21 protein-coding genes are annotated in these 23,536 nt (G+C 61.5%); 13 read left to right on the top strand and 8 right to left on the bottom strand.

Going from position 1 to position 23,536, the window contains the following annotated elements; genetic code table 11:
• Positions 1-442: 442 nt before the first annotated feature.
• The 3 genes from BMY73_RS05395 to BMY73_RS05385 form a co-directional block, all read right to left on the bottom strand.
• Positions 443-1,252 (bottom strand): transglycosylase SLT domain-containing protein, encoded by an 810-nt coding sequence (locus BMY73_RS05395; protein ID WP_175500139.1) that lies wholly within the window; start codon positions 1,250-1,252, stop codon positions 443-445.
• Positions 1,253-1,467: 215 nt separating this feature from the next.
• Positions 1,468-3,822, bottom strand: a complete 2,355-nt coding sequence (locus tag BMY73_RS05390; protein WP_092405587.1) for a type III effector HrpK domain-containing protein — start codon at positions 3,820-3,822, stop codon at positions 1,468-1,470.
• A gap of 767 nt (positions 3,823-4,589) precedes the next feature.
• A complete protein-coding gene (locus tag BMY73_RS05385) occupies positions 4,590-5,144 on the bottom strand; it encodes an RNA polymerase sigma factor (protein ID WP_062381823.1) in 555 nt (184 codons plus the stop codon).
• Between the two features lie 243 nt (positions 5,145-5,387).
• On the opposite strand from BMY73_RS05385, the gene sctW reads away from it, so the two are divergent.
• The 12 genes from sctW (at position 5,388) to sctU (ending at position 16,073) form a co-directional block, all read left to right on the top strand.
• Complete coding sequence (sctW, locus tag BMY73_RS05380; RefSeq protein WP_092405585.1) at positions 5,388-6,500, top strand: type III secretion system gatekeeper subunit SctW; 1,113 nt, start codon at positions 5,388-5,390, stop codon at positions 6,498-6,500.
• On the top strand, positions 6,500-8,605 hold the full coding sequence (gene sctV, locus BMY73_RS05375) for a type III secretion system export apparatus subunit SctV (RefSeq protein ID WP_062381825.1): 2,106 nt from the start codon (positions 6,500-6,502) through the stop codon (positions 8,603-8,605). Before sctW ends, sctV begins: the two co-directional genes overlap by 1 nt.
• A gap of 18 nt (positions 8,606-8,623) precedes the next feature.
• Positions 8,624-9,592 (top strand): type III secretion system inner membrane ring subunit SctD, encoded by a 969-nt coding sequence (gene sctD / locus BMY73_RS05370; RefSeq protein WP_092405583.1) that lies wholly within the window; start codon positions 8,624-8,626, stop codon positions 9,590-9,592.
• A complete protein-coding gene (locus BMY73_RS05365; protein ID WP_092405581.1) occupies positions 9,589-10,938 on the top strand; it encodes a FliI/YscN family ATPase in 1,350 nt (449 codons plus the stop codon). Before sctD ends, BMY73_RS05365 begins: the two co-directional genes overlap by 4 nt.
• A gap of 184 nt (positions 10,939-11,122) precedes the next feature.
• Positions 11,123-11,569 carry a YscO family type III secretion system apparatus protein gene (locus BMY73_RS05360; protein WP_092405579.1) on the top strand — a complete coding sequence of 149 codons (447 nt, stop codon included), beginning with the start codon at positions 11,123-11,125 and terminating at the stop codon, positions 11,567-11,569.
• Between the two features lie 23 nt (positions 11,570-11,592).
• On the top strand, positions 11,593-12,141 hold the full coding sequence (locus BMY73_RS05355) for a type III secretion system HrpP C-terminal domain-containing protein (RefSeq protein WP_092405577.1): 549 nt from the start codon (positions 11,593-11,595) through the stop codon (positions 12,139-12,141).
• Entirely contained in the window at positions 12,138-12,860 is a 723-nt protein-coding gene (locus BMY73_RS05350; RefSeq protein WP_092405575.1) for a hypothetical protein, read from the top strand. The genes BMY73_RS05355 and BMY73_RS05350 overlap by 4 nt, the downstream gene beginning before the upstream one ends.
• The gene (locus BMY73_RS05345) at positions 12,850-13,281 is read left to right on the top strand and encodes a FliM/FliN family flagellar motor switch protein (protein ID WP_092405573.1); all 432 of its coding nucleotides are present in this window, start codon (positions 12,850-12,852) and stop codon (positions 13,279-13,281) included. Before BMY73_RS05350 ends, BMY73_RS05345 begins: the two co-directional genes overlap by 11 nt.
• Positions 13,278-13,931, top strand: a complete 654-nt coding sequence (sctR, locus tag BMY73_RS05340) for a type III secretion system export apparatus subunit SctR (protein WP_062381832.1) — start codon at positions 13,278-13,280, stop codon at positions 13,929-13,931. The genes BMY73_RS05345 and sctR overlap by 4 nt, the downstream gene beginning before the upstream one ends.
• A 7-nt stretch (positions 13,932-13,938) precedes the next feature.
• Positions 13,939-14,205 carry a type III secretion system export apparatus subunit SctS gene (sctS, locus tag BMY73_RS05335; RefSeq protein WP_062381833.1) on the top strand — a complete coding sequence of 89 codons (267 nt, stop codon included), beginning with the start codon at positions 13,939-13,941 and terminating at the stop codon, positions 14,203-14,205.
• Complete coding sequence (gene sctT, locus BMY73_RS05330; RefSeq protein ID WP_092405571.1) at positions 14,206-15,000, top strand: type III secretion system export apparatus subunit SctT; 795 nt, start codon at positions 14,206-14,208, stop codon at positions 14,998-15,000.
• A complete protein-coding gene (gene sctU, locus BMY73_RS05325) occupies positions 14,997-16,073 on the top strand; it encodes a type III secretion system export apparatus subunit SctU (protein ID WP_092405569.1) in 1,077 nt (358 codons plus the stop codon). Before sctT ends, sctU begins: the two co-directional genes overlap by 4 nt.
• Positions 16,074-16,349: 276 nt before the next feature.
• Here sctU and BMY73_RS05320 read toward each other — a convergent pair whose 3' ends face one another.
• Together BMY73_RS05320 and BMY73_RS05315 are read right to left on the bottom strand one after the other, a co-directional pair.
• A complete protein-coding gene (locus BMY73_RS05320; protein ID WP_062381836.1) occupies positions 16,350-17,270 on the bottom strand; it encodes a LysR family transcriptional regulator in 921 nt (306 codons plus the stop codon).
• Positions 17,271-17,444: 174 nt separating this feature from the next.
• Positions 17,445-17,957 (bottom strand): helix-turn-helix domain-containing protein, encoded by a 513-nt coding sequence (locus BMY73_RS05315; RefSeq protein WP_062381837.1) that lies wholly within the window; start codon positions 17,955-17,957, stop codon positions 17,445-17,447.
• 224 nt (positions 17,958-18,181) lie between these two features.
• On the opposite strand from BMY73_RS05315, the gene BMY73_RS05310 reads away from it, so the two are divergent.
• Positions 18,182-18,826 (top strand): phosphohydrolase, encoded by a 645-nt coding sequence (locus BMY73_RS05310; RefSeq protein WP_139214109.1) that lies wholly within the window; start codon positions 18,182-18,184, stop codon positions 18,824-18,826.
• Between the two features lie 20 nt (positions 18,827-18,846).
• Here BMY73_RS05310 and BMY73_RS05305 read toward each other — a convergent pair whose 3' ends face one another.
• The 3 genes from BMY73_RS05305 to BMY73_RS05290 form a co-directional block, all read right to left on the bottom strand.
• On the bottom strand, positions 18,847-21,129 hold the full coding sequence (locus tag BMY73_RS05305) for an ATP-binding protein (protein ID WP_092405565.1): 2,283 nt from the start codon (positions 21,127-21,129) through the stop codon (positions 18,847-18,849).
• 208 nt (positions 21,130-21,337) lie between these two features.
• Positions 21,338-21,952, bottom strand: coding sequence for a response regulator transcription factor (locus BMY73_RS05295; RefSeq protein WP_092405563.1), 615 nt, complete (start codon positions 21,950-21,952; stop codon positions 21,338-21,340).
• 16 nt (positions 21,953-21,968) lie between these two features.
• On the bottom strand, positions 21,969-23,504 hold the full coding sequence (locus tag BMY73_RS05290) for an ATP-binding protein (RefSeq protein WP_092405561.1): 1,536 nt from the start codon (positions 23,502-23,504) through the stop codon (positions 21,969-21,971).
• Between the last annotated feature and the right edge of the window lie 32 nt (positions 23,505-23,536).

Raw genomic sequence — 23,536 nt, 5'->3', positions numbered from 1 at the left:
CGACTTATCTTATCCATTTTCGATTCGATCCAGCGCGAGATTGTTAGTTTCACCCGTTATAAATAAAAGCACGATCAGGCAAGTTCAGCCAATAACACTAAGGTATGGCGTCACCCGAAACAGAAATGTGTATTGACCCAAAACCGCGGCCCGGCAATGCACTGAATAAGGGCATGATGGATTCAACTAAGTAAATAACGGTAAGCGCTAAAGCGGCAAGTGCTTGATTGTTGGCGCGCTTTAAAGGTCTGCCGGGACGATTTCGAGGGCGGCCCTTGGGCGTTGGAAGGCGGCCAATAACAGTGCGTGGCATGGGGGACCAATGACGTTGTCGCGTTGCGACCGGTTTCACGACCCCAAGAAAGGAACTGAGCCATCGGAACGGGGGATGCAGAAAAAAGCCATAGGGTCACGGTCCGACGGCTGCAGAGCGCTCAATCGATCAAGCCGGCAATTGTCCTTGCCCACTTTCGATGATTTTTGCGAAATTCATCACGTTATTCACGTATTGGGGATCACCTACCCCGCCTGCGTCGGAAAGGTTGCCGCTCACCTTGTCAGGCCCAGAGTTATAGGCGCGTAACGCCGCTCCCCAATCGCCAAAGGCTTTCTGCTGATCGCGCATGTACAAGGCACCCGCCATGATGTTGTCGTGGACGTTGTTAACGTCAGCGTTGCCAAGAAGGTCCGGATTCTCTTTCTTTAAACCCGCGAAGGTGTCGGCGTTGACCTGCATCAGGCCGGCATCGGTCTTGCCGTTGACGTTGGTGGTGTCCTGCCCCAACTGCCCGCGCGATTCAGCCCAGATCTGTCCGGCCAGAATGCTCGGCGGTACGCCAGTCGCCCTGGAGGCGTCCATGATATCGGCGCGGTACGGCTCCAGTTGCTTCGGCAAATGCAGGTCGCCTGATCCCGAGAGCGAGGTATCGCCCGGCACCGCGCTGGCGGCGTGGCTGGACGGGCCGCCTACGCCCGTGTTCCCACTGCCACCGCCACCCGCGCCGTCGACGCCACCGCTGCCTCCTCCGCCACTGCCCCCACCGCCTTGTGCCGCCAGATTTTGCGGATTTGGCTGGTTGCTGTTGTTTTGCGTGAGCATCTGCAACAGCTGCATCAACAAGCTCATGATCTGTTGAACCATGCCAGTCTCGTTGTTATTTCCCGCCAATGGACGGGCGGCATTCGCCTGAGGGTCCTGGCTGTTGGGCGGCGCGAAGTTGACCTGGGACTGGGTGGGGTTGGCGAAGAGCAACGTGCTGGGGTCGATAGCCTGTTGGCCGCTACCGCTCAACGCGCTTTGCTGCCCATGTTTGCCACTCAGGGACGAGAAGTCCGTGGTCAGGGCATTCGGGTCCTGCAACGGGCGAAGCGACGAAACACCGATACTCATGATCGTTTACCTCTTTCAGGTCGGGTTATGAATCAACGTGCTGTGATTGAACGGCATCGACAATTTGCCGCCGTCCATCAATGCGCTTTTGGAATGCCGAACTGTTCCAGCGTCGGGTCGACGTTATGGTCGAAGGCTTTCTGTGCTTTGTGTTTCTTCACCGCTTCGATAATCGCGGAGATGCCGAAACCCAGGCTCATCGCGGCATCGGCAATCCAGCCCACTACCGGAATCGAGGCGCCAATGGCCGCGCCGGCCGCCATGCCGACCGCCTCACCCGCGACCATGCCCGCCACACGCCCCCCGACTTTTGCAGCGACCTCACCCAGACCCGCGCGGCCGGCTGATTTGGCCACGGCGTCATAACCCTGTTTGGCCGCCGACAAGCCGGATTTGGTGCTGTCATAGAGCGTCTTGGCGGCATCGGTCTTGTCGCCCCGGGCGAGCATGTCCGAAACGGAAGCGAAGCCGGCGACCGACCGCAGCGCGGCAGGCCCCATTTGCGTGGCGACCTGCATGGCCATCGAAGGCGCGTGTTCCTTGTCGCCCTTGGCATCGTCAAGCAGCTTGCGCCCGCTTTTGGAACCCTGCAGTTGGGCGAACGTGGCGTCGACGTAACTTCCCTGCTGGCTCTGGACGAAATCCTGCGGCAGGACGCTGTCGTACGCGGCCTTCTGCGCATCGGCAGCGTTCAGGGACTCGGTGGCGTCAGCCTTCTTCTGATTGAGCAACTGTTTTACCGCGCCGCCTTCGCTGAAGTTGCGCACGTACGAGTCCTGCAACCGGCCTTGAAGGTCGGGCCGATTGCCGAGCACCTGGCCGGCGCTCGGGATATTCGCGTCGTCGCCCAGCAGGTCTTTCTGCATCTGCAACTGCGCCGACAAGCCACCGATCGCACGGCTGTAATCCGCATTCGGCTTGTCCTTGGTGGTCGCCTTGTCGGCGGCGGCCATGTCGGCCTGCAACGCCTGGCCACTGTTGACCTTCTGCATCTGCTCGTTGACTGCCTTTTGCAGCTGCGGCGTGCTGCCGACCAACGCACGTGACTGCTGCGGAATCTGTTTGTCGAGAAAGGCCTGGACGTCAGGATCGGCCTGCAACTGACCGATTTTCTCGTTCAGGGCATCTTCGGTTTTCTCGGTCTTGCGCAGGTCCTGACCGGCCACAACGCTTTGCCGGGTCTGTTGCAACTTGACCATTACCGCAGCTTTCTGCTCACCGGTGTAGGCCGAGGGGTGGTCGAACACGTCTTTGTCGAGTTTGCTGATGTCGGTGTTGGCGACCGAATTCAGGGTGGCTGCGTCACTGAGCACGCTGGCGAACTCTCCGCCGTTGGTGGGTGCCTGCTTCTTGATCCAGTCGCTGATATTGCTGGCGCTGAACAGTTTGTCCGGACTGTGAGCGGCCAGAGAGCGCCCTTCCAGACCGCCTTGGTCAATCTGCGTCAGGAAGCCGGGTTGCGACCAGGTTTTTGCCGACTGCCTGAGCGCGCCTGCCAGCCCTGGGTTGTCGTTCTGGATCGCCTTTAGACCATCGGCACTGGTCAGACCATCGACCTTCGTCTTGCCGTCAGCGCCCTGTGCATGTTTTGGATCGGCCGCTTTGGTCAGTGGTTCGTTGGCACGCATCAGCGCTGCGCTGCGCACCAGCTCCAGCGACTGCGGATCGGCGTCAGGATGATCTTTCTGATAGCTGGCGACATCCTTGTCCGCGCTGTCGGCGGCTTTCTGCATGTGTTTGGCGAACGCATTGAGGTCGCCGTCGGTAATCTTGCCATCGGCTTTGCCGCCATGTTTCCCGGTGTCAACAGCGGTTTTCAGGGCGGGATTGGCGTTGATGAAGTCCATCGCCCTTGCCCCATCCGGACCACCATCTGCCGCCATGCGAGCGGCGGCGATGGGTCGATTGAGCTCCTTGGCGGCCTGTTCTCGCTGGTCAGGCGGCAGATTGGCAACCATGGGCGCCCAACGTTCCAGCTCTTTGGGGGACGAGTACTTCGAATCGTCCAGAAAACCGGCCTCGGAGGCTTTGGGTACGTCGGCGGTGGTATTGGCAGGTTTGCTGGCATCTGCCGGCGAGGCCGCGCTCACATCGTTAACGGCCGCGGGTTTGCCGGGATCTGTTGCGCGTTGAAGGGGTGTATTCGCGGGTAAGGTCTGGCCACCGGGAGGCGCCGTGCCGGGTCGCGCCTGAGCGCTGCCCTTGAACAACTGAATCAGCAGCGACAACAACTGCGTCTCCGCGGCCTCGGCCGGACGATGCGGTTGCGTGCCGGCAGCACCGAACTGCACGTTCGGATTGGCGGCCCCGCCCTGGGCCAGCAGCGTCTTGGGTGCATTCAGGGCTGCATTGCCGAGCGACGAGTGCTTGATCGAATCACCGCTGTCGGGTTGAGGCGCGATACCACTGTAGGGACTGTTCGAAATACGCATGAGGGGTCGCCATCCGGGAATGAAGGATGGCAACTGTGTGGTCATGAGCCGAGGTCGGTTCCGAGATGTTACGATTTATGTCCACTTCCGCCATGCAGTATGGGTAATTGCTTCCAGACCGCAGACCTGTGGGAGTGAGCTTGGTCTGGGCGGCATTCCGACGAAGGCGGTAGGTCAGCACCCTCAACGATGAATGACACACCGCATTCGTCCGAATTGCGGCCCATACCCTCGTAACCTCGGACGTCTCCCACAGAGTCCGGGTTGACATACGAGCCTGTGTCCAGACCTCGGACCTGTGGGAGTGAGCTTGCTCGCGAAGGCGGTGGGTCAGCACCCTCAACGATGAATGACACACCGCATTCGTCCGAATTGCGGCCCATACCCTCGTAACCTCGGACGGCTCCTACAGGGCACCGGCTTGAAACACAGGCCTGTGTCCAGACCACGGACCTGTGGGCCGGCTTGCTGGCGAACGCGGTGGGTCTGCACCATCAATCTGGTTGATGACCACCATGAAGACGATTGTCTTCAGGTTTTCGGGCCGTCACGTAACATCGCCCCATCACCTGCCGCCCCACCGTTCACCAAAGGACTCACGACCATGACTATCCATCTGATCAATGCCGCCGTCCTCACCGCCGTTACCGTGTTTCTGGTCAACCGCGCGTTTGCACTGTATGACCTGGTCAACGCTGCCACCGTCTCCGAGCACATCTGAAACGGCCCGTGCCGTTTGAGTTGTGCTCGGCACACGTCGACGGAATTCAGGCGAACGGGTCCATTTGCCGCTTCAGTTGTTCCCTTGCCCGAGACAGACGCGAACGCACCGTGCCGATCGGCACCCCCAGCGACGTGGCCGTCTCCTGATAGTTACCGTCCATTTCCAGTGACACCTCGATCACCCGCTGCATGTTGGAAGGCAGCGTGCCGATCGCTTTGACGACGCGTACCAACTGCCGATGGCCGTCGACCTGGTGGCCGATATCACCTTGCGTCTCAGTTTCGGTATGAGCGTGGTCTTCCCAGCTTTCCTGATACGGCTGGCGATACATCTTGCGAAAGTGATTGCGGATCAGATTCAGCGCGATCCCGCATAGCCACGTCTGCGGTTTGCTCGCGTTCTGGAACTTGTGCTCGCTGCGCAGCGCCTCAAGAAAGGTGCATTGCAGGATGTCGTCGACATCGTCCGGGTTCATCACGCGCTTCTGAATGAACGCACGAATCATCTTCACCTGATCGCTGCTCAACTGCCGAATGCCTGGTGCCGATTGACGACGAGTTGGGGAATCAATATCGAGTACCGCGAGGCTTGGAAACATCAGGGCTCTTCCTTGTTTGAAGTGTGTTAGCCCTATAGCGATATGCATGCCACTCGAATCAATTACGCAACTCACTGATTTATAACGACAAATAAATTATCGAGTTATCAGCTTGTGCAAAATCTTGCGCGAGTGCGCTGATTTCCTTACAGGTTTTGGCACAGATTCTCGATTGCACCGTCAATGGAACCGGACGGGCCTGACGCCCCACTCAGAGCGCATGACCACGCTCAGAATCCGCCCATGAAGATCGCCGCCCCCTCTGCGCCCCCCGTGTTGCACACCCCTGCCCCCGCTGCCGCGAGCAATGCGTCCGCGCAGGTCACGGCGCTGCGCTCGAACACGCCGAACATGAACGGGACGTCGCCGCAACAGGTCTCCCGATTCGCCGCCGCGCTGGTGCAACAAAGCCGTGGGCTGAGCCAGCGTGAATTGATCGCCAGCAGCAATGCGCTGCAATCGCGGGCAGTGAAGCTGGGCGAGTTGTACGCCCTGCTGATGGGGACTCAGGACACCGGTCTCGACGACGCGGCGCGCAACCTGCGCAAGCAGCTGCAAAAACAACGTGCGGCCAGCCTCGCGCAGATCGTGAGTTTCACCGACGGCGATCCGGCCAAGGCCCATGTGGTGTTGCAGGCCGCCCGTAAGCAGGCACAGGCCGACGGCGCCACGGGCGAGCATGTCGTGCTGACGCAGCAACTCAAACTGCTGCGCCGCCAATACGGCCAGCGTGCCCGCGCGGGCATCAACAGCGCGAAGGCCTTCGCCAGGTCCGGCACGGACAGCAAGCGCCGCAACGCACTGCGCAATCTTTACGGGGTTGCGGTTTCAGGCCAGCAAAACATCACCGGGCTGATCGACGCGCTGCTCAGCGAGCAAGAGGAAGCCGGTGAGTTCGAGCTCAACTTGCGCGACATGCGCAGCGCCATCGCCGACGACCTGTCGGCTCTCACGCCTTCGACCTCCCATCAGCAATTGCGCACCTTGATGCACGGTCTGAACACCGCGCGCCATGTGGCGACGCTGCTGCAAGGCTGCGAACACCTGTTGGGCCGAATGCGCAACAAAAACCCCGGGCTACAGGTTGATTCGGCCGCTTTTCTCAAGCACCTGCTGGCGCTCTCGGGCAAAGGCATGAGCCTCAATGAGACGCTGCAGCTCACCCAGCACATCGGCGGCAAGCACCTCAAACATCAACTGGCCTTCCTCAACGGCCTCCGTCCGATGCTGCAACAACTGCCGATTCTGCTCTGGCGCGACATGAAAAGCCGTCAAAACGCACTGGGCAACCTGCTCATCCTCATGGCCGAACTGACTCGGCAGGAACAGAACCAGCTCCAGGGGGGGCTTGCCTGATGGACCGTGTCATCCACCTGCTCAACCAACTCGCGCTGGCGGCGATGCGCCGCTCGGAAATCGTCGGTGCGTTCGTGGTCATCGCCATTGTATTCATGATGATCACACCGCTGCCCACGGGGCTGGTGGACGTGTTGATTGCCATCAATATCTGTATTTCCTGCCTGCTGATCATGCTCGCCATGCACCTGCCTCGACCGTTGGCGTTCTCGACGTTCCCGGCGGTGCTGCTGCTGACCACCATGTTCCGCCTGGCGCTGTCGATTTCCACCACCCGCCTGATCCTGCTGAACCAGGACGCCGGGCACATCGTCGAGGCCTTCGGTCAGTTCGTGGTGGGCGGCAACCTGGCCGTGGGCATGGTGATTTTCCTGATCCTCACGGTGGTCAACTTTCTGGTGATCACCAAGGGGTCGGAACGCGTGGCGGAAGTCGGGGCGCGCTTCACGCTCGATGCCATGCCCGGTAAACAGATGTCGATCGACAGTGACCTGCGAGCCAACCTGATCAGTGTGTTCGAGGCGCGCAAACGGCGCGCTGAACTCGGCAAGGAAAGCCAACTGTTCGGCGCCATGGACGGCGCCATGAAATTCGTCAACGGTGACGCCATCGCCAGCCTGATCATCGTCGCCATCAACATGATCGGCGGCATCGCGATCGGCGTGGTGCAGCACAACATGAGCGCAGGCGATGCCTTGCAGGTGTACACCGTTCTGACCATCGGCGACGGCCTGATCGCGCAGATTCCGGCACTGCTGATTTCCGTCACCTGCGGCATGATCATCACTCGCGTGCCCGACGAAGACCGGGCCGAAGCCAATATTGGCCGGCAGATTGCCGAGCAGATCACCAGTCAGCCCAAGGCCTGGATCATCGCAGCCGTGGCCATGCTCGGATTCGCGGCGCTGCCCGGCATGCCGACAGCCGTGTTCATCGTCATCGCAATCATCTGTGGCAGCGGCGGTCTGTTGCAATTGCAGCGGGCCAGGCCCAAGGCCGAACAGGCTCAGGCCGCTGTCGTGGCGCCCGAAATGAACGGGCGCGAAGACCTGCGCACCTTCTCCCCCAGCCGCCAGTTCGTGTTGCAGTTTCATCCCAGCCAGAACCCGGCGCACATCGAGGCCCTGGTCAGTGAGATCCGGCAACGACGCAACCGCCTGGTGGTGCAATACGGCCTGACCCTGCCCTCGTTCATCATCGAGCAGGTGGAGCACCTGCCACCGGACGAGTTTCGCTTCTCGGTGTATGAGGTGCCGCTGCTCAAGGCCACGTTTACCCAGAGCCATGTTGCCGTGGACGCTCGCCTGCTCGAAGGGTCGCCTGATGCGGCGGTGTACGGCAGCACCGATCGCCAGGAAGCTCAGTGGCTGTGGTTGCCCGCCGACGCACCGCAACTGCAAGACCTGCACATGGAGCGGGTCGACGCGATGACCTTGATCATCGAGCGCATGGAGCGCGCGCTGCAGTCTTGCGGCCCGCAGTTCATCGGCTTGCAGGAAACCAAGGCGATCCTGGGCTGGCTCGAAAGCGAACAACCGGAACTCGCTCAGGAAATGCAGCGGGTCTTGCCACTGGCGCGTTTCTCGGCGGTCTTGCAGCGTCTGGCCTCGGAATGCGTACCGCTGCGGGCGATCCGCGTGATCGCCGAAACCCTTATCGAGCACGGACAGCACGAACGTGAGGTGACGGTGCTCGCCGATTACGTGCGTATCGCGCTGAAGTCGCAGATCTATCACCAGTACTGCGGGCCCGAGGGCCTGTTGGTCTGGGTCCTGACCCCGGAAAGCGAAGGCATTCTGCGCGATGGGCTGCGCCAGACCCAGACTGAAACCTTCTTTTCCCTGGACAACGAGACCAGCCAGTCGCTGGTGCAACAGCTGCACATCGCCTTCCCGCTGCGCGCCGCCGAACAGGCCGTTCTGCTGGTCGCACAGGATCTGCGCAGCCCGCTGCGGACCTTGCTGCAGGAAGAGTTTCACCACGTGCCGGTGCTGTCTTTTGCAGAAATCAACAACGCGGCACAGGTGAAGGTCTTGGGCCGGTTCGACCTGGAAGATGACCTGAATGACGATCTCGATGAACTGGATAACGAGCACGCCGCTTGAGTCCCTGGAGAATCTCGCATGTTTGAATTACGGGTATTGACCGGCCTGCACCAGGGTGCGGCGTTACCGCTGGTGGGCGAACAATGGGCCATCGGCTCGGATGCAGAACAGGATCTGGCGTTGCATGATCCCGGCGTCGAGCAACACCATTGCCGCCTTCAGCGACAAGGGGACCGCTGGGTACTGGACGCTGCGGACGGCGCGGTCCGCGACCAGGAAGGCCACCGTCATGCAACCACCGAACTGACGCCCGACACCGCGTTCGTACTGGGTTCGGTGTGGTTGTGCGTTTCCGCCGCCGACGACGCATGGCCTTCGGTGCCGGCGTTGGTCCAGACGCCACCGCCGGCCCCGGAACCCGAACCTGCGGCCAGCACGCCGCCGCTGGAAAAGGTCGAATCCCGCGCTCGCGTGCTCAATCGGACCACGGGCATCGTCATCGGCGTTTTGCTGGGCATTGCCGGCAGCGCGTGGAGCCTCACGCGCAGCAGCACGGCCTCTGACTCACTCGCGGTCACTGCGGTCACGCAACCGGTCGCGCCCGCGCCCGGACAACCCGACGGACAGCGCAAACCGGCCGCCACCCACCCGCGCACACGACTGGCGAGCGTTGACGACACCCGGCGCCAACTCAACACCATGCTCAGTGATCGACTGCTCAGTGAGGTAAACGTGCAGCAGACGCCGGAAGGTCTGGCCCTGAGCGGCAACCTCAAGCCCGAGTCGCAGCGGGTCTATCAGCGCATGTTGCAACGATTCAAGGACCGCTACGATTCGCCCGTACCCCTGATCGACAACGTCACCGCCGCCGGCAGCGGCCTGCCCTTCACCATCGTACAGATCATGTCCGGCCCCCACGCCCATCTGGTCACCGCGGACGGCCATCGTCTGTACATCGGCGACGAACTGGCCGGGTTGCGCCTGACCCGCATCGACGACAACCGCATCCAGTTCGACGGCGAACGGCATTACGAGGTGAACTGGTGAGCGCGGCCCTTGAGCAATGGCAGATAGCGCACGCCCGGCGCCTGAGCGGGTTTTCGGCGGTGCAGGTCAGCGGTCGGGTCAGTGCCGTCAGCGGCATTTTGCTGGAGTGCCAGATCCCGGCGGCCAAAGTGGGTGACTTGTGTGAAGTGAGCAAGGCGGACGGCAGCGTCATGTTGGCGGAAATCGTCGGTTTCACCCGTGACTGCACACTGCTCAGCGCCCTGGGCACGCCGGACGGCATTCAGGTCGGCGCCCCTATCCGCCCGCTCGGCATGGCGCATCGCATTGGCGTTGACGACGCTCTGCTCGGCAGCGTGCTGGATGGTTTCGGCAGGGCCTTGCTGGACGACTCACAGGGCGCATTCGCCGGACCCGGTGACCGTCGGGTGACACTGCCGGTCATCGCCGATGCGCTGCCGCCGACTCAACGCCCACGCATTACCAACGCCCTGCCAACCGGCGTGCGCGCCATCGACAGCGCCATCTTGCTGGGTGAAGGCCAACGGGTGGGGCTGTTTGCCGGAGCCGGTTGCGGCAAGACCACGTTGATGGCCGAACTTGCACGCAACATGGACTGCGACGTCATCGTCTTCGGCCTGATCGGCGAGCGGGGGCGTGAACTGCGTGAGTTTCTCGATCACGAACTGGACGCGACGCTGCGCAGCCGCTCGGTGCTGGTGTGCGCGACCTCCGACCGCTCCAGCATGGAACGTGCGCGCGCCGCATTCACCGCCACAGCCATCGCCGAGGCGTATCGCGAGCGCGGGATGAAAGTATTGTTGCTGCTGGATTCGCTGACGCGTTTTGCCCGTGCGCAACGGGAAATCGGCATCGCTGCGGGTGAGCCTCTCGGACGCGGAGGCCTGCCGCCGTCGGTATACACCTTGTTACCGCGTCTGGTAGAGCGCGCCGGGATGAGCGAAACCGGTTCGATCACGGCGCTTTACACCGTGTTGATTGAACAGGACTCGATGAACGATCCGGTGGCTGACGAGGTACGCTCACTGCTCGATGGCCACATCGTCCTGTCACGCAAACTCGCCGAGCGTGGCCATTACCCCGCCATCGATGTGCAGGCCAGCATCAGCCGGATACTCAGCAACGTCACCGGGCGTGAACATCAGCAGGCCAACAACCGCCTGCGCCGTTTAATGGCCGCCTACCGGCAGGTGGAAATGCTTTTGCGTCTGGGCGAATACCAGCCCGGCGGCGACCCGGTCACCGACCGCGCCGTGCAATTGAATGAGCCGATCAACGCCTTTCTCCGCCAGGACCTGCGCGAGCCGGTGCCGTTGCAGGACACGCTCGACGCGTTGATGCAACTGACCTCCCGGTTGCCGGAGTGACGCGATGAACAGGTTTGCTTCAGATCACACACTGCCGAGCAATGAAGCGTTCACCCCGTCGAGAGCAGGGTTGCTTGAGAAGACGATCTGTCAGGCGCCCGAGACTCACTGCGCCTGCGGGCCTCTTCGCGAACGAGCTTCTACAGGTCTTGAGTCGTGATCCGTATCAGCGGAGGTATCCACGTTGGAAGATGAGCTGGAAATCGATCCGCAGCGTCTGGCGCTGGAACAGGTGATCAGCGTGCTCACGCCGTTGCGGCAACATCGGCAGGCCACCGCCGAGCGGGCGCAACGCCGGGCTCAAAAAGCGCTGGAAGACATGCAGGTGCATTTGCAGCAGACCCGCGAATCGTTGACACATGAGCGTGACAATCAGCGAGCGCGGCGTCTGGGATTGAGCGAGGCGCACCTGAACAGACAGATGTCGCTGACTGACCTCGATCGCTGGCACGAGAAGGAACACCGCATGCTCGACCGGCTGGCCTATATCCGCCAGGACGTGCAGCGGCAACGGTTGGGCATCGACGAACAGCAACGGCAACTGGTGCACGCCAGGGACGCGGCAAAAGCCGCACAACGCGCCGTGGAAAAGCTCGCATGCCTGGCCGAAGCCCTCAATGAACCCGACTAAGCCCCAACGAAAAAAGGTGAACCATGAGCACGCCCCTTTCATCCGCACCTCGCGCCCACCCTCAACCTCAGGCACGGCACGCACCAGAAGCCACGCCAACCTCAAACAGCCTGCGCCCCGTCCTCGGCGTGCGGCGTGGCGACATGGACCGCTTGCGCCCGGCCTGGGGTCAGCCGACCCAGCAGGACGCGTCCAGCGCGGATGGCCTGTTCTTCTCACAGCTACTCATCCCGACCGTCAGCGAGGAACCCGATCATGAGGGCTTTGCAGGCGGCGGCTTGAGCCTGCTGCCACCCGCAGACGGTGTGCCGACTCAATTGATCGATGAGCTCGCGCAGCGCCTCCCCTCGCAACCGGATGGCCCGTTCAGCGTCACGCTGCTGATGCCGCATCTGGGCAAGGTGCACGTCAACGCCGGGAAGCGCGACAACCCATGGAATATCGAGCTGGGTTTCGCAAAGAAGGGCGTACTCAAACGCCTGCAACCTCATCAGCGAGCCTGTGAGACCTCCCTCGCTGAGGCATTGGGACAGCATGTCGCCTTGTCCTTTCATGAAGAGTTGCTCGCATGAACGGCTTGTCCTTGCGCCAGGTCGATTCGATGACCGCCCGGCTCAGCCGACGCCTCGGCATGGGGGCCAGCCTGCGTTTCTGCGTCCAGGGAGAGCACGGCAGGTTGAGCCTCCTCCCCCTCCTCGCCGCCCCTGTCGCTGAGCCCCGGATCCATTGGTTCGACAGTACGCTCGGCCCCGTCGGACTGAGTCATGCCGGGGACATGCTGAGTCTGCTGGGTGAACTGCCCGTCACCCTCGCAGGGGATTTTCAGCCGTGGTACTGGCAAGTGCTCAATCAGCGAATGACTCCAGCCGTGGCGGAACTGCTTTGTCCTTTGCAGCCACTCAGCGATATCACTGCACTGCCTGCCGCTGTGATGACGTGCCGGATACAGGTGCAACGGGGGACAACGTCGTTGCACGGACTGCTCCGGGCAGACGCCGGCACGTTGCTGCGAATGCTGGAAGCCGCGCCCTGGCAGGCCCATCGGCAGACGCTCGACGAAGCGTGGTTGATCACTCAACCGCTCGAACTCGGTCATCTGTCATTGACCTGGGCGCAACTGGCGTCGGTGCAACCCGGCGATGTGCTGCTGCCCTCGCTGTGTCACTTCGACAGCGACGGCAATGGGCGCTTGCAACTGGGCGGGCGGCAGTGGGCAGTGCAAACCGGCAGTCAGCAAGGGCGACTGTCTGTGCAGCTCAGTCACGAGGAATCGCTGGAACATGGCCAATGAAACGCTGTATGACGACGAACTGGAGATGTCATCCGAGGATGAATACGCAACGCCGTCGCTGACTGACGAGGGCGACGACGACTCGTCAACGCCGATGCCCGCCGACACCGCCTGGCCGGCCCACGAGGATGAACGGCCCGTGGAAGAGCCGTATCACCCTGATGATGCGACGGCTGACACACCGCCGACGCTCGACCCTCTTGATCAACTGTCCATGGCGCTCACCCTGCGCTGCGGCACATTAACGATGAGCCTGGGCGAACTGCGCCGTGTCGCCGCCGGGACCGTCCTGGAAGTCAGCGGCATCACGCCGGGTTACGCCACGCTGTGCCACGGAGAGCGCGTGCTCGCCGAAGGCGAACTGGTCGATGTCGAGGGCCGGCTGGGCCTGCAGATCACCCGGATGGCGTCCCCCGCATGATCACTGACGGGATGAACCCGGTACTGCTGGCACTGTTTCTCGGCGCCCTGTCGCTGATTCCGTTCTTGCTGATCGTCTGCACGGCCTTTCTGAAGATTGCGATGACGCTGCTGATCACTCGCAACGCCATCGGCGTGCAGCAAGTGCCGCCGAACATGGCGATGTACGGCATTGCGCTGGCGGCGACGATGTTCGTGATGGCGCCTGTGGCACACGACATCCAGCAACGGGTTCATGACCACCCGCTGGAGATGGGCAGCACCGACAAGCTGCAGACCAGCGCCATGACGGTCATCGAACCGTTGCAACGCTTCATGACCCGCAACACCGACCCGGACGTCAGCGCCCACCTGCTCGACAACACTCAACGCATGTGGCCCAAGGACATGGCCGACCAAGCGACCAAAAACGACCTGCTGTTGGCCGTTCCTGCGTTCGTACTCTCGGAGCTGCAGGCCGGGTTCCAGATCGGTTTCCTTATCTACATCCCGTTCATCGTCATCGACCTGATTGTCTCCAACCTGCTGCTTGCACTGGGCATGCAGATGGTGTCGCCGATGACCATTTCCCTGCCGCTCAAGCTGCTGCTGTTCGTCCTGGTCCAAGGGTGGACGCGCCTGCTCGACAGCCTGTTCTACTCGTATATGTGAGGCGGTGATGGAAGCGTTGGCGTTGTTCAAGCAAGGCATGTTTCTGGTGGTCATCCTCACGGCACCGCCACTGGGTGTCGCTGTACTGGTTGGCGTGATCACGTCGTTGGTGCAGGCACTGATGCAGATCCAGGACCAGACGCTGCCTTTTGGCATCAAACTCGCAGCGGTCGGCCTGACCCTGGCGATGACCGGGCGCTGGATCGGGGTCGAGCTGATTCAGTTCATCAACATGGCGTTCGACCTCATCGCCCGTTCGGGGGGCGTGCACTAGATGCCGTTCGATGCGCAGGGTCTGTTCGAACTGATGCTGGGCATGGGCCTCGCGGCGGCTCGTCTGCTGCCGTGCATGATTCTGGTGCCCGCCTTTTGCTTCAAGTACCTCAAGGGCCCGTTGCGCTACGCGGTAGTGCTGGTGGTCTCGATGGTCCCGGCACCCGCGATCAGCCGCGCGCTGTCTACGCTGAATGATGACTGGTTTTCCATCGGCGCACTGCTGCTCAAGGAAGCGGTGTTGGGAACGCTGCTGGGCCTGTTGCTGTATGCACCGTTCTGGATGTTCGCCTCCGTCGGCGCCCTGCTGGACAGCCAGCGGGGTGCGCTGAGTGGCGGCCAGCTCAACCCCGCGCTCGGCCCGGACGCCACACCGCTGGGCGAGCTGTTTCAGGAAACCCTGATCATGCTGGTGATCCTCTCAGGCGGCCTGTCGCTGATCACGCAGGTGATCTGGGACAGCTATCAAGTCTGGCCACCCACCGCGTGGTTGCCGGGTATGACCGTCGATGGCCTGGACCTGTTCCTTGGGCAACTGAACCAGACGCTGCAACACATGATGCTGTACGCCGCGCCGTTCATTGGCCTGTTGCTGTTGATCGAGGCCGGGCTGGCAATCATCGGTCTGTACGCGCAGCAACTGAATGTGTCGATTCTGGCGATGCCAGCAAAAAGCATGGCGGGCATCGCGTTTCTACTGATCTACCTGCCGACGCTGCTGGAGTTGGGCAATGGTCAGATCCTGCAACTGGCCGACCTCAAGCACCTGCTGCCTCAACTGGTGCCCGTGCCGTGAGCGAAAAAACCGAAAAAGCCACGCCCAAACAGCTGCGCGACGCCCGCGAGAAAGGTCAGGTCGGGCAGAGCCAGGACCTGAGCAAGCTGCTGGTGCTGATGGTGGTCAGCGAAGTCACCCTCGGCCTGGCGGATGAAAGCGTCGCGCGCTTGCAGCAACTGATGGCACTGTCGTTTCAAGGGATCGGCCAGCCGTTCATGCACACGCTCGAGCAGGTGGCGAGCGAGGGCCTGACGACACTGATCGGCTTCATCCTCAGCAGCGTGGGCGTGGCGGTCTTGATGCGACTGGTCGGCAGCTGGGTGCAGATCGGCTTCCTGTTCGCCCCCAAGGCGCTGAAGATGGACCTCAACAAGATCAACCCCTTCTCTCACGCCAAGCAGATGTTTTCCGCGCAGAACCTGACGAATCTGTTACTCAGCGTGCTCAAGGCCATAGCGATTGCGGCAACCCTGTACAGCGTGGTCAAACCGTCCCTCGGCGCCCTGATTCTGCTGTCCGATACTGACCTGACGACCTACTGGCATTCGCTGTTGCAACTGTTCCGGCACATCCTGCGCGCAACGCTGGGATTGCTGTTGGTGATCGGCGGTGTCGACTTCGCCCTGCAAAAGTATTTCCACGCGAAGAAATTGCGAATGAGCCATGAGGACATCAAGAAGGAATACAAGCAGTCCGAGGGCGATCCGCATATCAAGGGCCATCGTCGGCAACTGGCACACGAACTGCTGAACCAAGCGCCGACGGCACCACCGAAACCGGTCGAGGACGCCGACATGCTGGTGGTGAATCCGACGCACTATGCCGTGGCGCTGTACTACCGACCGGGGCAAACGCCGTTACCGCTGATTCATTGCAAAGGCGAGGACGACGACGCGCTGGCGCTGATTGCCCGTGCCAAACAAGCCGGCATACCCGTGGTGCAAAGCATTTGGCTGGCGCGCACGCTGTACAAGGTCAGACCCGGCAAACACATCCCGCGCCCGACCTTGCTGGCGGTGGCGCATATCTACCAGGTCGTGCGGCAGCTTGAGGAAGTCACCGATGAGGTCATCCGGATTGAGGAAGATTGATGTCGCAGTGAATCCAGGGATGCGATGTGCCTGGAAGAGCCGAGGTCGTTTGGTTTTACTGCTGCTGCGCAGCAGATCGCGGGACAAGCCACGCTCCTACAGGCAGACGCAGAACGGCGGCGTGGCGCCTGCTTTTGATTCTGGCCGGAGGCCGTGGGAGCAAGCTTGCTAGCGATCTGTCGCGAAGCGGCAGCAAAGTCAGGCGAGCCGTTTATGCCTGACACACCGCATGCATCGATTTCGCGGCCGGTTCCCGGCAGATCGCGGTGCTTCGCCTCACGGCATGGGCCGGGTTTCCTGGGACATGTACTCGGTGATGCGTGAACGCAGCCACCGCTCTGCGGGGTCGTTGTCGTGGACACCGCTCCAGACCATCGACAGCTCGGCCGGCTCGATCGGGAACGGCGGGTCTTCGGCGCGCAGCGCGCAGCCTTCCACCAGCGCGCACGCAGCGTAGTCCGGAACCGTGGCAATCAGTTCGGTGCCGGCCAGCAATGCACGCAAGCCGCTGAACTGCGGCACGGCCACCACCACCCTTCTCGCCCGGCCGACCTTGGCCAGGTCGATGTCGATGTTGCCGGTCAGGTCCCCCGAGAACGACACCATGGTGTGGGGCCGCTCGCAGTAGTCGTCCAGCGTCAATGCACCGGGACGCTTGTCGCCTCGCAGCACCTTGCAGCCGATGTCGCGCAGCTTCTTGCGCTTGGCGTTGGCGGGCAGGTCGGTGGTGTAGCTGATCCCGACGGAGATCTCGCCCGACGCCAGCAACGTCGGCATCAGCAAGAAATTGGCCCGCCGCACCACGACGATGATGCCCGGTGCTTCTTCACGCAGGTGGTTAAGCAACGGTGGAAACAAACCGAACTCGGCGTCGTCGGACAAACCGATGCGGAACACGTCGCAACTGGTGCTCGGGTCGAACTCCTTCGCACGGCTCACGGCACCGGAAATGGTGTCCAGCGCCGGTTGCAGCTCTTTGAGGATGTCCAGTGCGCGGGCCGTCGGCTCCATCGCCCGACCGTTGCGCAACAGCAAAGGGTCGTCGAACAGATCGCGCAAGCGCGCCAGCGCCGCACTGATTGCCGGTTGGCCCATGAACAGCTTCTCGGCAACGCGGGTCAGGTTTCGTTCGAACATCAACGCTTCGAAGATCACCAGCAAGTTCATGTCGACGCGACGCAAGTCGTTGCGATTCATTGAGCGGTTCCGGTTTCAGGGACGAGGGAGACGTAAAGAGTGCCAGCGCGAGACAGCGGCCTGCCAGATATACAGGATCACACGTCAAAGGAATTGAACAAATGTGCTCCTCTCGCGCGTCATTGCCTGGAACGCGATATCGGCCTCAAGTACGTGGTGCAGTCCAGCCAGGTGTCATTCCGCGCAGCACAACGGAGCCGTTGCCATCGCGCGCCGCCAGTTGAATGGCGTGACCCCGGTCATGCGGGTGAACACACGGGTGAAATGGGACTGATCGGCAAAGCCGCAATCCAGGCTGATCTGCGAAATGGTCAGCCCGGAATCGCTGAGCAGGCTTCTGGCCTTGTCCAGACGCATCTGCAAGTACCAGTCACGCGGAGAAAGCCCGGTGTTTTTCTTGAAGGCTCTGGAGAAGTGACTGCGGGACAACGAGCATTCGCTGGCAATGCGTGCGATGGACAATCCTTTATCCATCTGGCTGGACATCAGCTCTTTGGCGCGCCGCTCCTGCCAGGGTGAAAGCGCCACGCGATCAACGCAGGGAAGCGGTTGTTGCCGGGCCGCATCGGGGACCAGGTGCGCGGAGAGTTCGCGCACCACATGTTCGAGCGCGTCGTGCTGATCCTCTGGCAGGGCACGCAGGGACGCCAGTAGCGAACGAAACAGTGACGGGTTGATTGCGTTCATTCCGGACTCTCCAGCTCATAGTGGACGGTCTCTGGAGTCTGGTCGGGCACCGCCTTAAAGTCCTTCTCCGGTTATTAAACGTTCTTAAGGGTTGATAAAGCCGCTGCTCAAACCTCTGGGGGGCACGCGCCTTAAGATCATTTAAGGAAGACCGACAATGACGCAGCCGGTGGACGGGTTTATCGTCGTTTCCTCAGAGGCTTGGTTCGCTGCGAGGGACGCAAGTGACCACCCGATACGTTGCTGGAATCCCGATCCCCGACAGCGCGATGGCACGCGCCGCGACCGAGCTCATGCGCGACACTCAGTCCAGCCTGCTGTTCGAGGCGGCCCGACGCACGTTCGTGTTCGCCCGGCTCCTGGGGAACAGCCGTGATCTGCGCCATGATCCCGAGCTGTTGTACATTGCCGCACTGTTCCTGCGGATCGGCGTCACCGCGCTTTACCGTGATTCCCAGCAACGCTATGAGATCGACAGCGCGAACGCCGCAGCGGCATTTCTCAACGGCTACGGCCGCTCCCGCGAGGACATTAACCAGGTATGGGACGCCGTCGCGCTCCATACCACGCCCGGCATCCCGGAACACAAATCCGCGATGACCGCGCTGCTCTGCGCCGGTGTGGACACGGACATGCTCGGCACCCACGTTCAGGCGCTATGCCCAGGCGCGATCAGCCGCATATTCCGTGAGTTCCCGCGTGAGCCAGGGTTCAAGATCAAGCTTTTGCACACGCTGGCGCAGGGCCAACTGCATCGACCGCAAAGCACCTTCGGCACGATCAATGCCGATGTGCTGGCGTTTTATGACCGACACCTGAAAGCGACGGGCTACTGCGAGCAACTGCTGGCGTCGACATGGCCGTATTGAGCGCGGTACGAGAAGAGCCCTTAATGGACAGCGGGCAAGGTGAATACGAACGTCGTTCCACCGTATCTGGCCGGCATCACATACAACTGACCGCCGTGGGCATGAATGATCGAGCGGCAGATCGCCAATCCCATGCCCATGCCCTTGTCCTTGGTGGTGAAAAAGGCGTTGAACACCTTGTCCAGGTCGTTCTGGTCGATACCCGGCCCCGTGTCTTCAACGCTGACCACCCAATAGTCACTGCCCACCACTTCACTGGCGATCGACAACCGACGCAGTACCTGATCGCCTGCACTCATTGCATCCACTGCATTGAGGATCAGGTTTAAAACCACCTGCTGCAACTGCACGCCCGACCCCATGACCTGCGAAGGCGACGACGTCAGGTGCGTGGTCATCAGCACACGCTGTTGTTCGACCTCGGCGAGCGTCAGCGTCACCACATGGCGAATCACGTCGTTGATCTGCAGTCGCCGCCGCTGATGGGTGCCCTGGCGAGCCAGCAACTGCAATGCGTTGACAATCTCGCCAGCCCTTCTGCCCTCCTGAACGATGTCCCGCAGGCCGGACATGGCTTCGCCGATCTGTGGCGTCGCGCGATTCAGCCAGCGCAGACTGGCTGCGGCGTTGGACACCATTGAGGCCAGCGGTTGATTGATTTCATGCGCGATCGAGGCCGCCAGTTCACCCATCACGGTGACCTGAGACATCTGCGCCAGCTTGGCGCGGGCGTTATGCAGCGCCGTTTCGATGTCCTGCCGACGGGCGCTCTCTTCTTTCAACTGATGGTGCAGTCTCGTGGTTTCCAGTGAGATGGCCGCTTGCCCGGCGAGCAACTCCAGCACGCCCGTGCGGCCGACGGTAAACACCCCGGCGGCAAGGTTGTTTTCTAGGTAGAGCACGCCGATCAACTGCCCTTGCTTGAGCAACGGCAGGCACAATGCCGAGAGAACAGGGTGCTCTTCAAGGTATTGGTCATCGCCAAAGTAATCATCGGCACTGACGTCATCGATCACTAGCCGCTGATGGGTGCGCATCACCCGGTAAAGAATCGACAAGGGCAAATGGTGCTTGCCGGGGGCAAGCTGGGTCAGTTGTACCTGCAGTCCCGCATCAAAGCCCTGCCCCGTGGCACAGATGATCGGAGCGTCGTTTTTCACCAGCAGCAATACGGCGCGTTGAGCACCTGCGTGCATGATCGTGGTGCTCATGAGCATTTCAATCAGCCGCTCCTGACCGGTTTCCTCGGATAGCGCCTGAGCGGCCTTCATCACCGACGCCAGGTCCAGCGTGTCCTGGCCGCCGGGAATGACGACCGACGTGCGCGAAGCCAGTACTGCGGCCTGGCGGCGAGCCTGCGCAGTGCCGTCGTGCCACAAGGCCGCGCCAGGATCTTTGGCTGCATCAAGCGCCAGGTCGGGGATGTCCTTGAACCGATGCCACTGGCATTTGCACGAACGCAGATCAGCCAGCAGGCTGCCTGCATTCTGATAGCGGTCATCAGGGTTCTTTGCGATCAGTTTCATGACCAGTTGCGCCAAGGGTTGCGGAATGTCACCGCGAAACTGCTTCAGCGCCGGTGGCTGGCGAGCGACATGGCAATACACCCATTCCACCGCATCGAGGGCCTCGAACGGCAGACGCCCCGCCAGCCATTCGTAGAACGTCATGCCCAGCGCGTAAAGGTCGCTGCGCTGATCGGCCCGACGTTCGACCCTGCGGGCCTGCTCCGGCGACATGTAGGCAAGGGTCCCGCAAATCGAGTCCGAAACCGGCAGGGTTTCCGCTGGCCAGGCGTCGACGCTCAGCCCGAAACCGCTGAGGCGCACCACCCCGTCAGCGCCCTCCACCAGATTGCACGGTTTGACATCCCGATGCAGCAGACCCTGCGCATGGGTTTCGAACAGGGCGCGGGCGGCGCCTGTCGCCAAATGCAAAAAGCGCTCGATGGAAACGGGATGATCACCCAGCTCATGAAGCGGCTGCCCTCCCGGATCATTCAAGACCAGCAGCGGGCCGTCTTCTGACGCAAGCAACGCCAAGGGCTGCAACGCCCAGCCCGGCAACAGCTTGTCGGCCAGGCCGAACTCATGCGCAAGACGCCGGGCAACGTGGTCCGTTGCGCGGTCCACCGCCCTGACGATTCGCCAATGTTGAGCCCGATCCGCCGCCAGACTTACCCGATAATGAGACAGCTCACCGTCCGTGAGTAGCAACGTCCAGACAAGCTGACTCTGCCATCCGGGTCCGAACGGCCCCACGCCCGACATCATCCCCGCCGGTCCGTTGAAAGCACTGCTCATGAAAACCCTTGATGAGGATCACTGGAAAGGGGCTGCGCACTGAATCGATCACTCCCTGCGAAAAGAGTGGATCGTGTCGCTTCACCCCACGCTGCGAAAAAAAAGATCATAAGCGGTACTTCAGGGCAGCGAAAGTTGACGCTAGTTGCATGTTACGCGCCATCACCATTGCCCTCTTTGCGCAAATGGATATATGTGCGGTGAATGATTAACGCACTGCGCCGATCCGCTCGTGCATTTTCAGTAGTTCGATGACATTGCGAGCGTTCATTTTTGTCATCACGTGCTTTTTATGAACTTTGGCCGTGACTTCACTGGTCCCTAACTCGACAGCAATCTGTTTATTCATTTTTCCGGTGATCAACAAATCCATGACCTGTTTTTCTCTGGGAGTCAGGCTGTTGAAGCGCTCTTTGACGTTAGAGGTCAGGCAGCGTTCGGCCATGTTGAGCGCGTCGTTCGCCAACGCTTCACGAACCAGATCGAGCAACTGCTCGGGCTCGAAGGGCTTGGTTAAAAACTCATGTGCGCCGGCCTTGATGGCCTTGACCGACATCGCGATGGTGCCGTAACCGGTCATAAAAATGACAGGAAACAGCTGCCCTCTGACCGCCAGTTCATCCTGCAGATCGAAGCCCGTGCCGTGGGCCAGATTAACGTCCAGCAGCAGGCACGTCGGGGCGTGATCCAACGGATGGGCAAGGAAGGCCTCGGCACTGTCGAAGGCGCTACAGGCAATGTCCTCGGAGCTTAGCAATCGCTGCAATGCGGTGCGGATGGCGGCATCGTCGTCCACCACGTACACCCTGGGTGTTGCTGTCATACATTCATCCGTCAATTCAGTGGCCGACCGCCAGCGCTCTCTGATGGCGTGCATGATACCCGTCGGGCCCGAGAGGAACAGGCCTGGCGGCCTGCAGATTTGCCAGCGATGCCGGGCGATCCAGACTGCGCGGGTCCGGGTTGAGCGCTTCGTTTGCCCACACAGCGCTCGCGCCTTGCCGCAGGCATGTACGGGTGGCCGCCAGCATCCGGTAATACCGGAACGGCCCCTGTGCAGTCACCATCAACAGCGACTTGGTCGCCAGCCTCACCATGCAGTCCATCACGCAGCTACGGGCCAGCGTTGCGCACTGCAGGGCGTTGCATGCCTGCTCCAGGGTAAAGCGTCCATCCAGATCGGCCAGTTGTCGGAGAACCGTGCACTCGTCGCGACTGAGCAGGCGATAACTCCAGGACAGTGACGCCTGCAATGTTTGCTGGCGAGGCGGAGCCGTTCGCAGGCTGGCTGACAGCAGGTGCATGCTCTCGTCCAGGCTCTCGACCAGTTGGTACAAGCCCAACGCGCATGCCCGGGCGGCAGCCATCTCGAGCGCCAGGGGGATGCCGTCGAGCCGCCGACAGACCTCTCCCACCAGGTCGATGCTGTAGTCATCCAGTTCGGCATCGGAGGTGGTTGCCACCTGACAATCCAGCGCCCGCCAATGCCTTAAAAAGACCTGCGCCGAGTCGCTGCTCAGGATGGCATCACGGCTTGCATCCGGCTCCGGCAATGTCAGTGGCGGCACTTGAAGACTGCGTTCGCCACCAATGCGCAGCGGCTCGCGACTCGTCGCCAGAATCCGCACATTCGGCGCCCCACGCAGGATCGCCTCGACCAATGACGCCACCTGATCGATCAGATGTTCGCAGTTGTCCAGGATAATCAGGCCGGAGCGCTGAGTCAGGTGCTCGATGAGAAACGGAAGCGGATCAGCGGCGCACGCGTCAACGCCCAACGCCTGGAAGAAGGCTCCGAGAAGACCGTCAGGGTCTTCCACCTCGGCCAACGCCACGAAATAGACGGCAGAAGACGGGTCGTCCAGACGCTGCCGCCCGAGTTCCACGGCGAGGCTGGTTTTGCCAACCCCGCCCGGGCCGATCAGCGTGATCAACGCATGCTGGTCACCCAGGGCGGCATTGAGCTCGCCTAACAACGACGCGCGTCCGACCAGTGCCACACCTGCAGGCAATCGGGTGCCCTGCACGCCTGGCGGGCCCTGCGTCGTACGAGCGTCCTCAGGGGCCACTTCGTTGACGAAGCCACCCTCGCCGCCCAGCAACAGGTAGCCGCGCCCCGGGATCGTCCGGATCAGATCCCGATCACTGCCCAGCGCCTTGCGCAACGCAGAGATGTGCACCTGCAGGTTATTTTCCTCAACGACCGTGTCCGGCCACACGCGTTGCAGGATCTGCTCCTTGCTCACCAGTTGCCCCTGATGTCGGATCAGCAATTCGAGAATGTCGAACGCGCGAGCCCCAATACGCAGCGCAACGCCGTCTTTGAAAAGGTCCCTGAGGTCCAGGGACACCATAGCCTGACCGAGACTTATCATCGTATTCACGCAGTCCTTAGATTGGATTCGCA

The organism is Pseudomonas sp. NFACC02, from assembly GCF_900110765.1.
GTDB lineage: Bacteria > Pseudomonadota > Gammaproteobacteria > Pseudomonadales > Pseudomonadaceae > Aquipseudomonas.
Note: the sequence above shows the minus strand (reverse complement) of the source record. Positions and strands in the feature narration are given on the sequence as shown.